The organism is uncultured Eubacterium sp., from assembly GCF_934295145.1.
Taxonomy (GTDB): domain Bacteria; phylum Bacillota; class Clostridia; order Lachnospirales; family Lachnospiraceae; genus Eubacterium_I.
This window is the reverse complement of record NZ_CAKRAS010000069.1, coordinates 1-13,050: the sequence shown is the minus strand read 5'-3', so window position 1 is coordinate 13,050 and position 13,050 is coordinate 1. Positions and strand designations below refer to the sequence as shown.

Below are 13,050 nucleotides of genomic sequence, written 5' to 3'. Positions count from 1 at the left end.
TCTTCCCAATAAAAAAACTCCCTTCTAGGCAACAAGTTTTTATTATTATACTTGTCTGCCTAAAAGGGAGCATATCAGTTTATCAAGTTTTTTACAGAAAAAGCATAGAAAAAATAATGAATCTGTGAGAAAATATGTGGCAGATAAGCAAAAGAAATTTCAGGAGGCAAAAGAGATGAGAGAAAACCTTAACTGGGCGGTACTTGGTACCGGTGTGATTGCAAATGAAATGGCGCAGGCGCTGCAGAAAATGGGAAAATCCCTGTATGCAGTTGGAAACCGTACCTATCAGAAAGCGGTAGATTTTGCAGAAAAATACGGTGTGCAGAAAGTATATGATCAGATTGATGATATGTTTGAGGATGAAAACGTCGATATTATTTACATTACCAGTCCACATAACACGCATTATGCCTTTATGAAAAAGGCATTACAGCATGGAAAGCATCTTTTTGTCGAAAAATCCATTACATTAAACAGCAGAGAACTGGATCAGATGATCACACTGGCACAGGAAAAGAATTTAATTCTGGCTGAAGCCATGACCATCTGGCATATGCCAATTTATAAAAAATTGTGGAACATCGTAAAAGAAGGAGCACTTGGAAAAGTCCAGATCATAACAATGAATTTTGGCAGCTTTAAGGAATATGATATGAAGAACCGCTTTTTCAATCTGAATCTGGCGGGAGGAGCAATGCTTGATATTGGTGTTTATGCACTTTCGATTGTCCGTAGTTTTATGAATGAGACTCCGACCAATATATTAAGTCAGTGGAAACCATCTCCGACAGGTTCCGACGAGCAGGCAACTGTTTTGCTGCAGAATTCACAGGGGCAGATGGCAACAGTAGCATTATCCATGCATTCAAAACAGCCAAAACGCGCCATGATCAGCTGCGAAAAAGGATATATAGAAATTATGGAATACCCACGCGCTGATAAAGCAGTTATCGTGGACGCCGAAACCGGGGAACGGACAGAAATCACAGAAGGTGAGACTGTCAATGCACTGTATTATGAAATGCTGGATATGGAGCAGGCAGTGCGCAGCGGCAATGCAGATGGAATGCATCTGGAATATACCAAAGATGTCATGGATATTATGACAAAACTTCGGAAAGACTGGGGTATGAAATATCCGGAAGAGAACTGGGATTAGATTTTTAATGAAAAAGGAGAGAACATAAATATGAAAATCGTAGTATTAAACGGAAGTCCACGTAAAGGTGGAAATACAGAAATTATGACGCAGGCATTTACAAAAGGCGCTGAGAAAAAAGGGCATGAAGTAGTCAACTTACCTGTTGGTACCATGAAAATTCGTGGATGCATGGCTTGTGAGTACTGTTTTTCTCATAATGGAGAATGTGCACAGAAAGACGATATGACACAGGTGTATGCAGAATTGAAAGATGCGGATATGGTTGTATTTGCATCTCCGATTTACTGGTTCGATATCACTGCACAGTTAAAAGCAGTCATCGACCGTTTGTATGTGGGGGCAACAGCAGGATTTCATTTTCAAAAAACAGCGTTGTTGTTAGATGCCGGTGCAGATCATGTATTTGATGCGGCAATCGAACAGTATCGTGCAACGGCTGCTTATGTGAAGTGGGAGAACTGTGGAATCATTACTGTTCCAAACATGGAAAGCAAAGGCAGCATGAGTACCTGTCCGAAGCTGACAGAGGTAGAAGCATTGGGAGAGTCTTTATAATGCAGAAATACAGACATATTGTGCAGTATTATGAAACAGATAAAATGGGGATTACACATCATTCAAATTATATCCGTTGGATGGAAGAAGCCAGAATTGATTTTCTCAGACAGATTGGATGGGACTATGCAAAACTGGAGTCAATAGGCATTATATCTCCGGTTATAGCAGTAAACTGCAAATATAAAAAAAGCACAACCTTTGAAGATGTCATTGATATTGACGTTATAGTAGAAGAATTTAAAGAAGTAAAATTGAAATTGCAATATACTATGACAAATGAGCAGGGAGAAATTGTATGTCAGGGATATTCAGAACATGGATTTATCAATCCGGAAGGCAAGCTGATTCGGTTAAAAAGAGAATATCCGGACTTTTATCATGCATTGAGTGAACTGGCAGAGTAAGAAATGGAGGGATGAGACGATGAAAGCACATAAATGGTGGAGCATTGCGGCATTATTTTGTATGATCATGGCAATTTATTCAGGTCATAAAATAATTCATAAGTCAAAATAAAATTAAAAAAATGGAAAACATAGAGAAGATATGTATAATATGTAAAAATGAAAAAAGTCTTTTGCCAGTTAAATGGCAGAAGGCTTTTTCTTTTCTTTAGAGCAATTTTTTAAATAAGAAAAGCAAAAATTTCGATAAAAAATAAATAGGAAGCATGGAACTAAAATGATACAATAGACAAAGTAATAAAACGAAAACTAATTGTTTAGTAGATAAATATGAGAAAAGGAGTTTGGAATGGAAAAATACAGTATTAACGGAGTATCATTACTCAAAAATGAAAAAGCAATTTTTCCAATGATGGGGGAGTTTCATTTTTCCAGATGCCCGGAAAAGGAATGGGAAGATGAGATTCGAAAAATGAAAGCCTGTGGCATGGATATTATAGCAACCTATGTATTTTGGATTCATCATGAGGAAGAAGAAGGTGTCTTTGCTTTTTCCGGTCAACGCAATCTGCATCGTTTTCTGGAATTATGCGAGAAATGGCAGATGCATGTGTGGCTTCGTATTGGACCGTGGGCGCATGGAGAGGCACGAAATGGTGGTTTTCCGGACTGGCTGCTGAAAAAAGGATATAAATTACGTTCTGATGACCTGGATTACCTGGCTTTGGTGGAACGTTTCTGGAAGAAAATATATAAAGAAGTGGAAGGAACACATTGTATCCTTGGTATTCAGATTGAAAATGAATATGGTCATGTGGGTGGCTTGCGTGGTGCTGACGGAGAGCAGCATATGCGGACGCTAACAAAACTGGCAAAAACGATTGGTTTTGAAGCACCTTATTGGACAGCAACCGGATGGGGCGGTGCGGTTCTTGGTGATCTGATACCGGTTATGGGCGGTTATTGTGATGCCCCATGGGATGCTTCTTTAAAACAGCTTCCGCCAAACAAAAATTATCTGTTTTCAACGGTGCGAAATGATGGAAATATTGGCAGTGATTATGCGCCGGGCATGGAATTGTCATTTGATAAAGATGCGTATCCGTATCTGACCGCAGAACTTGGTGGCGGTGTGCAGGTGACACATCATCGCAGACCACGGGTGGCAGCAGAAGATATCGGAGCGATGTCAGTATGCAAACTTGGAAGCGGTTGTAACCTGTTGGGCTATTATATGTATCACGGTGGGACAAATCCGAAAGGAAAACTCAGTAGCTTACAGGAATCGACGGCGGTGGGTTCCTTTTGCGATGTCCCTGAACTTTCCTATGATTTTCAGGCACCGATCCGTGAATATGGTCAGATTTCAGAGACAGCAAAAGAATTGAAACTTCTTTCCATGTTTGCGCATGATTATGGGGAGACATTTTGTGATATGCAGCCACAGTTTGCGGGGGATGACTGTGAGAGTACTTCAGTTCATACCGGAGATTTTCAGGATGCAGAAGATTTATCTGCATTTCGCATGATTACACGCAGAAACGGTGATCGAGGTTATTTGTTTGTAAATAATTATCAACGTGGCTATGAGATGGCAGAGCATAAAGATGTGATGCTGCATGTTCAGACAGCAGATGGAGAAATAAGTTTCCCAAAACAGGATATTAAAAATGGAGATTACTTCTTTTATCCGTTTAATTTTCCGCTGTCAGATGACGTGACATTACGTTGGATTAATCAGACACCATTATGCAATATCAACCAGAAACTATGGTTTTTCTATGGAATTGAAAAAATGCAGTATGAGGCAGATGAAAAACTGTCTGGTCAAGTGCTTATCAGTGTGGATCGAACCTGGGCAAAATGTGCATGGTGCATGAAAAAATATCCAAATATACTGTTTTTCTGTGAGTCACCTATTTTGGAAACAGAAAATGGGATAGAGGTAATTTGTCGCAGTGATCGTGCACAGAAAAACTGCTGGATAATCATGGATGCAACTGTGGAAGATGCTAAAACGTGGATTGGCAATGGGTGGAAAAAATCAGATATCATTCCGGATTTCTTACATGTGGAAGGTGATGCATCCACAATTTGCGTGCTGAGCCATGATCTGACGGCAGCAGACAATCAGACTGTCGTGTCATTTACACATACAGATGTAAATAACTGCATTATACTGAAAGAAAAAACAGATTTTTCCGAGTCAGAAGCATGTGCGATTGACGATACTGGCAAAGATTATCAGGAATATGTGATCCGAATTTCCTATGACAAAGCATATGATGCAGTAAAAGAAAATATCTTCCTTCAGATTGATTTCCAGGCAGATCAGGCAGAACTTTACCTGAATGGTGAGAAAATTGCGGATCAGTATTATATTGGTGATGTCTGGGAAGTCAGTCTGAAACGATTTGATTTTCCAACGGAATTGATACTACGGTTGTATCCACTTGAGGAAGATGATAAGATATATCTGGAAACGCAGCCGGATTATGTAAATGGAAGATGTTGCAGTTTAAAGGATATCCGTTGTGTGTATGAGTGTAAGGAAAAGTTGTAATGGTTGAAGAAAAAGAGAATGTCCTCTGCCTGAATTGCGATAAGCAATGAGCAGGGGACGTTTGTCCGTAAATCTACCCCTTGGAAAACCACTGCATTTTTGTTATAATGCAACTACTGGATTTTTGAAAGACGGGTGAAATAGATGGAAGAATATTTAAAAGATATATCAGATGGAAAGTTATATAGCAGCAACGACATGGTAAAAGTAGGTTGTCATGACTGCAATGGCTGTTCGGCTTGTTGTCGTGATATGGGTGAATCGATTTTGCTGGATCCGATGGATGTCTGGCGTCTGGAACGGAACCTTGGACAGAGTTTTGAACAACTGCTTGCAGGTGCGATAGAATTGCATGTGGAAGATGGTCTGATCCTTCCGAATCTGAAAATGGCACCATCCGCGACAGGACCAAAATGTTCTTTTTTAAATGAAGAAGGCAGATGCAGTATTCATGGATTTCGACCGGGAATCTGCCGTTTGTTTCCTCTGGGGCGAAATTATGAAGGGGAAAAGCTGAGCTATTTTCTGCTGACAGATGCCTGTCCGGCAAAAAATAAATCAAAGATGAAAGTAAGTAAGTGGCTTGAAGTGGATGGAGTGAAGGATTATGAACACTTTTTAGTAAAATGGCATTCACTCACAAAGTCTCTTCGCCAGACGATGCAAAATTATAACGAAGAGGAAGCAAAACGGAAAAATATGCTGTTTCTTCAAATGTTTTATTTTACTCCTGTACAGCAGGAGAATTTTTATGATGGTTTCTACGAACGGCTTGAACAGTTTGAACGCAGATAAGCATTCCCCCGCTTCAAGTGCGTGGAGCACTAAGTGGCGGGTGAGGGGGGGATGCTTATGTCAGCTTTCGCTGACCAGAATCACGCACCAAGTCTCACGTGCGTTCGACTTGAATAGTAGAAACAATAGTTAATAAGGAGTTTGAATGGGAAAATCTTTATACATAGCAGAAAAACCAAGTGTGGCCCGCGAATTTGCCAAGGCACTGAAAGAAGATATGCGTACCTTCGATGGTTATCAGGAATCAGAAAATGCGGTCATTACCTGGTGTGTAGGACATCTGGTAACTATGAGTTATCCGGAAGCCTATGATATGAAGTTCAAAAAATGGAGTCTGTCGACCTTACCGTTTATTCCGGAAACATTTAAATATGAAGTGATTCCGGGGGTGAGTAAGCAGTTTAAAATTGTATCGAACTTGTTGAATCGTTCGGATGTAGATACAATTTATGTCTGTACTGACTCCGGACGGGAAGGAGAGTACATCTACCGTCTGGTAGAGCAGATGGCAGGTGTAAAGGGAAAAGAACGCCGTCGTGTCTGGATTGATTCTCAGACGGAAGAAGAAATTTTACGCGGGATCCATGAAGCAAAAGATTTGTCAGAATATGATAATTTATCGGAATCTGCATATCTGCGCGCCAAAGAAGATTATCTGATGGGAATCAATTTTTCAAGATTACTGACATTAAAATATGGCAATACATTGGCTGGTTTTCTAAATCAGAAATATACGGTCATTTCCGTTGGACGTGTTATGACCTGTGTGCTTGGCATGGTGGTTCGCCGGGAACGGGAAATCCGTGATTTTGTAAAAACGCCGTTTTATCGTGTGTTAAACAGTATGGAATTTGAAGGCCTGACCATTGAAGGCGAATGGCGCGCAGTTCCCGGATCAAAATATTTTGGTACACCGAAACTTTATAAGGAAAACGGTTTCCGGGAAAAGAAAGATGCACAGGAACTGATCAACTGGATGAAAAGTCTGGAACCACAGGAAGCGGCAGTCATGTCAGTGGAGCGCAAACAGGAAAAGAAAAATCCACCTTTACTGTACAATCTGGCAGAACTTCAGAATGATTGTTCCAAACTGTTTAAGATCAGTCCGGATGAGACTTTGCGTGTAGTGCAGGAATTGTATGAGAAAAAAATGGTGACCTATCCGCGTACCGATGCCCGTGTACTTTCCAGTGCTGTGGCAAAGGAGATTTCAAAGAATATTTCCGGATTAAAAGGGATCAATATGGTGCGTCCGTTTGCAGAAGAAATTCTTGAAAAAGAAAGCTACAAACAGATTGCGAAGACACGTTATGTTAACGATAAAATGATCACAGACCATTATGCAATTATTCCAACCGGTCAGGGACTTGGAGCTATGCGAGGTTTAAATCCGGTTTCACTGAAAGTATATGAGACGATTGTACGTCGTTTTCTGGCTATTTTTTACGAACCGGCTATTTATAAAAAAGTGAGTCTGACAATGGGGATGGAGACAGAACGTTTTTTTGCTTCCTTTAAGGTTTTAGCAGATCCTGGGTATCTGAAGGTGATGGAATATTCCTTCCGAAAGAAAAAGACAGAAGATACAACCGGTCAAAATGATGCAGATTCCAATGAAAAGAGCGGCGATGCACATTTACTGGAACAGATTGCAAAAATCAAAAAAGGTATGACACTTCCGGTAAAAGGTTATGCCATCAAGGAGGGAGAGACTTCTCCGCCAAAACGTTACAATTCCGGTTCCATGATCCTTGCAATGGAAAATGCAGGACAGCTGATTGAAGATGAGGAGTTGCGCGCTCAGATTAAAGGTTCCGGTATCGGCACAAGTGCGACCCGTGCGGAGATTTTGAAGAAACTGGTGAACAACAAATACCTCAGTTTGAATAAAAAGACACAGATTATTACACCGACCTTACAGGGAGAGCTGATTTATGATACCGTATCGGCATCTATCAAGTCACTGCTGAATCCCGAACTGACGGCAAGCTGGGAAAAAGGCCTGAATTATGTGGCGGAAGGCACGATTACCCCAGAGGAATATATGACAAAACTGACACACTTTATTCAGAGCCGTACAAGTGGTGTACTGGGACTTCGGAACCAGTATATCATAAAGGATTCCTTTGAACGGGTGGCACCATTCTATAAAAAATCGCGCTAAGAATGCTTTGTGAGTAAAAAGAGCATTGTAGATATAGGGGTATCACGATTATCCACAACTGATATATGCTCAACTTGGATTTTTATAATAAAGGCAAAGATCGATTCATAAAAAATATGCAACATATGCACGAAAAATGAATAAATATACATAAAAACTGCAAAAAATACTTGATTTTATGTAGAACACCATGTATAATATGACACGTTAAGCGAAGGAGCACTTTGGGAGTTTTACCTGAAGTGCTTTTTACCTATAAAAATCAGATAACATTCTGAAGAAAACGAGGGCGAAAAAATGAAACCAAATCCAAAGTATTTATCCTTTTACTATCAGACGATGACAGAATTTCCGGATATCGAACTGGATCCGAAAAAAACAGCATTGCTGATCATTGATATGCAGAATGAATTTGTGCGCAGAGATATGGGCGAAGCATTGCAGTTTAAGGAAATGGGAGAGTGGGAGCGTTGGATTCCATTCCATGACAGACTGGATAATGTGACAATTCCGGCCTGCAAAAAAATGTTGGATTATTTCCGCGCAAACAATATGTATGTTACATATGGAAGAATTGCCTGCCTGCTGGATAATGGAGAGGATCGCTGTGCAGTACAGAAATCCGAAGGATGGAACGGAATGCTGCTTCCGGTAAATTCCGTAAATGCAGCTATGATCGATGAACTTGCTCCACAGGATAATGAAATTGTGGTAAATAAGACAACAGATAGTGTTGTTACAGGAACAAATTATGTACGTCTGATGCAGAACATGGGCATTGAGACGATTGTAGTCTGCGGTATTGTGACAGATCAGTGCGTGGCAAGTACGATTCGTGATCTGGCAGATAATGATTTCAAAATTATTTGTGTGGAAGATGGTTGTGCAGCAGCAGATCAGGAATTGCATGATGCAGAGTTAAAAATCATGAATGTGATCTACTGTAACGTATTATCTTCTGACGAAACCATTGAAGTGATTGAGAAAAACCGTAAATAAAAACGTGTCTGGGGGATGCGGCGATATAAGTGCATTGGGGAAGGGAGAGATTACAAAATAAGATTATTCATTAGGAATAGTTGTTGAGAGAAAGAAGTGTAAAAAATGGAACAGGGATTAAAGAAAACATTGAAATTGCCGCAGCTGATCGCATTGGCTGCCGGCGGAATGATTGCTGCGTGGATGGTGGAGATTCAGTATTGGTTTAGTTTGACCGGTACAGGTTCTTTATTTGCACTGATCCTGTGTGCAGTATTTGTGTTACCATTATGTTTTATTTATGCAGAGATGACAACCATGCTGCCGTATGCAGGCGGTGAAAATGTCTGGGTTTCCAATGCATTTGGATGGAACACCGGATGGGTCTGCTGTTGGTTTGTGCTGTTACTTTATGTTATGGCGATGCCTACTGTATCTTACGGTATAGCAAGTATGATCGGATATCTTCATCCGATCACTTCCGGACAGACAAAGCTGGTTGCGGCAATCATTCTTGTTGTATGGTTTTTCCTGACCAATAAAGAATTAAAATTTATCGCAAAACTGCAGAGTATTTTGTTTTGGGCAACGTTGATTGTTTCACTGGTAGCATCTGTAATCTTTATTTGCAGCGGCTCCTGGAGTTTTTCTAATTTCAGAGGGAATCTGTTTCCGTCCGGTGGAAAGGGATTCTCAGCAGCCATTGCGTTGCTGATCATGAAATTTATCGGATTTGATCTGATTCCGCAGTTGTCCGAGGAAGCAAACTTCCCGAAAAAGAAAATGTGGAAGGCATTCGTTGGTTCTCTTGGATTTACGGTATTGATTTATGGTATGGCTGTGGTCGGTGTCGGTGGAATTATTTCGCAGGACTGGGTGCTTCAGACAGATATCGTAGATCCGCGTGTCGCTGATATAATCGATATGCATTGGCTTGGTATTGTAATTGTCATCATGGGAACAGGAACCTGTCTGACCACATTGTCCGGATTCTGGATGTGTGCGTCCCGTACTTTGTTTGGAGCTGCAAAGCAGGCACAGTTTACGAAGAAGCTGGCAAAAGTAAACAAACATGGACAGCCGGTTCTGGCAAATATTATTGTTGGTATTTTATCCATTTACTTTACGGTATTTGCACCGGATGCATGGGTAAACTATATTTACACGATTTACGGATTGACAGCCGGAGTTGTATATCTGCTGGTTGCACTGTCCTTCCTGAAACTGCGTCGTTCTCATCCGGAATGGGAGCGTCCATATAAATTACGGATTCCGTGGTTTTTTGGTATAGCATCTATCATTTTCTGCGTGTACGTTATTTATGTGACGATTACGACAATGGATCGGAATGCGTGGATTGTTCTGATTGTTTATATCGTACTCGGAATTCCTTTCTGGGCTTACGCAAAAGCAATGCAGAAAAAAGACCCGGAGAACTGGAAAGAAGTAATTACAAATCCGGATACAGAAAAACAGAGATAACATATGGAGATATTTGTTGTTTCAGAGAAAAATATAGACAGTGTAGAGGTGCAGTGATCCTGAGATGAATATGTCAGTTTACGCTGACCAGAATCACGCACCAAGTCTCACGTGCGTTCGACTTGAAATAGTAAAAGGGAACTCTGACTTATGTGACAGATATGTTGCACAGGTCAGGGTTCTATTTGTATTGGGAGAGTTGCAAAAAGCTATTTTTACCAACACGGATAATTCAGGAAAAAAGGACTGGAAAAAGAATGAAAAACGTGGCACAATAAGAGTGATGAAAAACATAGTATGAAAGGAATACGAATATAAAATGGAACAGTGTAAGATCACAAATATGTATGATTTAAATGAAACAATTGCAAAAGAATATATGGAGACGGCAGAGTATCCGTGGGAACTTTTAGACGGACTTTCTGATTATATCAAAAGACTGGGCGCCACTTTGGATCCGGAGAAATATGAGAAACGCGGCGAAGATGTGTGGGTTGCAAAAAATGCAAATGTCGCACCGACAGCTTTTCTTGGAAGTCCGCTGATCATTGATGAGGAAGCAGAAGTCCGCCACTGTGCATTTATCCGTGGTTCAGCAATCGTTGGAAAAGGCGCAGTTGTAGGAAACTCTACGGAATTAAAGAATGTGATTCTGTTTAACAAAGTTCAGGTTCCACACTACAATTATGTAGGTGATTCCATCCTTGGATATAAAGCACATATGGGGGCAGGATCCATTACTTCAAATGTAAAATCCGACAAAACATTAGTTGTTGTACGTGACGGCAAAGAAGAAATCGCTACCGGCAGAAAGAAATTCGGTGCGATGCTTGGCAATAACGTCGAAGTAGGATGCAATTCCGTATTAAATCCTGGTACAGTAATCTGCCCGGAAAGTAATGTATATCCGTTATCTGCAGTCCGTGGCGTGGTACCGGCACATTCTATTTACAAAAACCGCAATGAAATCGTAGAAAAACAGTAATTAGCCGTAACTCATTTGTGCTATTTTTGATACAAGCAAAATTTTGTAAAAAAAATGTCAGAAAGTACTTTACGAATGACGAAAAATGTGTCAAAATACATAAGGATGTTAAAAAAATAACAAAGTAATCCTGTGCATAAAACCACAGTTGAAATACGATAGAAAATAAATCACGTTTTCTGCGAAAAGCAATAGAGGATAGGTATAAGGTATGGGATCTCTTTCAAAAAACATTCATACATAGAAAGGAGTTTTACAATGATTTATTCCAAAGAAGTAGAATTGATGTGCCCGGTTGCAAAAGGCGCAAAACATGAACCTGCTCCAATCCCGGAAGAGGGAAAATGGGTTCACTCCAAAAAAATTGAAGATATTTCCGGTTTTACACACGGTGTAGGCTGGTGTGCTCCGCAGCAGGGTGCATGTAAGCTGACTCTGAATGTAAAAGAAGGTATCATCGAGGAGGCTTTGATCGAGACAATCGGATGTTCCGGTATGACTCATTCCGCAGCAATGGCAGCAGAGATTTTACAGGGTAAAACAATTTTAGAGGCATTAAATACAGACCTTGTCTGTGATGCGATCAATACAGCAATGAGAGAGCTGTTCTTACAGATTGTATATGGTAGAACTCAGAGTGCTTTTTCTGATGATGGTCTTGCTATCGGTGCAGGTCTTGAGGATCTTGGTAAAGGACTTCGTTCTCAGGTTGGTACAATGTATGCAACAAAAGAAAAAGGTGTTCGTTATCTGGAAATGGCAGAAGGTTATGTAACAGGCATTGCTCTGGATGAGGATAATGAGGTAATCGGATATCAGTTCGTAAGCCTTGGCAAAATGACTGACTTTATCAAAAATGGCGATGATCCGAATACTGCATGGGAGAAAGCAAAAGGTCAGTATGGCCGTGTAGCTGATGCAGCAAAAATCATCGATCCGAGAAAGGAGTAATGGACAATGGCTTTATTTGAATCATATGAAAGAAGAATTGACCAGATCAATTCTGTTTTAAATAGTTATGGAATTGCTTCTATCGAAGAAGCAGAGAAAATCACAAAAGATGCTGGTCTGGATGTATACGATCAGGTAAAGAAAATCCAGCCGATCTGTTTTGAGAATGCATGCTGGGCTTATACAGTAGGTGCAGCTATCGCAATCAAAAAAGGATGCCGCAAAGCTTCTGAGGCAGCTGCAGCAATCGGTGAGGGACTTCAGGCTTTCTGTATCCCGGGTTCTGTAGCAGATCATCGTAAAGTAGGTCTGGGACATGGTAACCTTGGAAAAATGCTTCTGGAAGAGGAGACAGAGTGCTTCTGCTTCTTAGCAGGTCATGAGTCTTTCGCAGCAGCTGAGGGTGCTATCGGTATTGCTGAGAAAGCAAACAAAGTACGTCAGAAACCGTTACGTGTTATCTTGAACGGTCTTGGAAAAGATGCAGCTCAGATCATTTCCCGTATCAACGGCTTCACATTTGTAGAGACAAAATATGACTACAAAGAAGCAAAACTGAACGTTGTATATGAGAAAGCATACTCCAAAGGACTTCGTGCTTCCGTAAAATGTTACGGTGCTGATGATGTTCAGGAAGGTGTTGCAATCATGCATCATGAGAATGTTGGTGTATCTATCACAGGTAACTCCACAAACCCGACACGTTTCCAGCATCCGGTAGCAGGTACATACAAAAAAGAATGTATCGAGCAGGGTAAAAAATACTTCTCAGTAGCATCCGGCGGTGGTACAGGACGTACACTTCACCCAGATAACATGGGTGCAGGTCCTGCTTCCTATGGTATGACAGATACAATGGGACGTATGCATTCTGATGCACAGTTTGCAGGTTCTTCTTCCGTACCGGCTCACGTAGAGATGATGGGCTTAATCGGTATGGGTAATAACCCAATGGTAGGTGCTACAGTAGCAGTTGCCGTTTCCGTAGAGGAAGCTGCTAAGGCT

11 protein-coding genes and 1 pseudogene are annotated in these 13,050 nt (G+C 40.8%); all 12 read left to right on the top strand.

The window, feature by feature from the left end; genetic code table 11:
• Positions 1-175: 175 nt before the first annotated feature.
• Positions 176-1,162: a Gfo/Idh/MocA family protein gene (locus Q0I54_RS11725; RefSeq protein WP_296118839.1), complete on the top strand. Its 987-nt coding sequence runs from the start codon at positions 176-178 to the stop codon at positions 1,160-1,162.
• A gap of 30 nt (positions 1,163-1,192) precedes the next feature.
• Positions 1,193-1,720 carry a flavodoxin family protein gene (locus tag Q0I54_RS11720; protein WP_296118838.1) on the top strand — a complete coding sequence of 176 codons (528 nt, stop codon included), beginning with the start codon at positions 1,193-1,195 and terminating at the stop codon, positions 1,718-1,720.
• On the top strand, positions 1,720-2,127 hold the full coding sequence (locus tag Q0I54_RS11715; protein ID WP_296118837.1) for a thioesterase family protein: 408 nt from the start codon (positions 1,720-1,722) through the stop codon (positions 2,125-2,127). Before Q0I54_RS11720 ends, Q0I54_RS11715 begins: the two co-directional genes overlap by 1 nt.
• A 19-nt stretch (positions 2,128-2,146) precedes the next feature.
• Positions 2,147-2,224, top strand: a pseudogene (locus tag Q0I54_RS11710) (DUF6219 family protein); the annotation flags it as partial.
• 252 nt (positions 2,225-2,476) lie between these two features.
• Positions 2,477-4,690, top strand: coding sequence for a beta-galactosidase (locus Q0I54_RS11705; protein WP_296118834.1), 2,214 nt, complete (start codon positions 2,477-2,479; stop codon positions 4,688-4,690).
• 144 nt (positions 4,691-4,834) lie between these two features.
• Complete coding sequence (locus Q0I54_RS11700) at positions 4,835-5,485, top strand: YkgJ family cysteine cluster protein (RefSeq protein WP_296118833.1); 651 nt, start codon at positions 4,835-4,837, stop codon at positions 5,483-5,485.
• A 145-nt stretch (positions 5,486-5,630) separates the two neighbouring features.
• The gene (locus Q0I54_RS11695) at positions 5,631-7,649 is read left to right on the top strand and encodes a DNA topoisomerase (RefSeq protein ID WP_296118832.1); all 2,019 of its coding nucleotides are present in this window, start codon (positions 5,631-5,633) and stop codon (positions 7,647-7,649) included.
• 297 nt (positions 7,650-7,946) lie between these two features.
• On the top strand, positions 7,947-8,648 hold the full coding sequence (locus Q0I54_RS11690) for a cysteine hydrolase family protein (RefSeq protein WP_021740060.1): 702 nt from the start codon (positions 7,947-7,949) through the stop codon (positions 8,646-8,648).
• A gap of 105 nt (positions 8,649-8,753) precedes the next feature.
• On the top strand, positions 8,754-10,109 hold the full coding sequence (locus tag Q0I54_RS11685) for an APC family permease (protein WP_296118831.1): 1,356 nt from the start codon (positions 8,754-8,756) through the stop codon (positions 10,107-10,109).
• Positions 10,110-10,428: 319 nt separating this feature from the next.
• Complete coding sequence (locus Q0I54_RS11680; protein ID WP_296118830.1) at positions 10,429-11,094, top strand: UDP-N-acetylglucosamine pyrophosphorylase; 666 nt, start codon at positions 10,429-10,431, stop codon at positions 11,092-11,094.
• A 258-nt stretch (positions 11,095-11,352) separates the two neighbouring features.
• Positions 11,353-12,045 carry an iron-sulfur cluster assembly scaffold protein gene (locus Q0I54_RS11675; RefSeq protein ID WP_296118829.1) on the top strand — a complete coding sequence of 231 codons (693 nt, stop codon included), beginning with the start codon at positions 11,353-11,355 and terminating at the stop codon, positions 12,043-12,045.
• 6 nt (positions 12,046-12,051) lie between these two features.
• Positions 12,052-13,050 (top strand): GGGtGRT protein (locus Q0I54_RS11670; protein WP_296118828.1); only part of this gene is annotated, 999 nt, incomplete at its 3' end.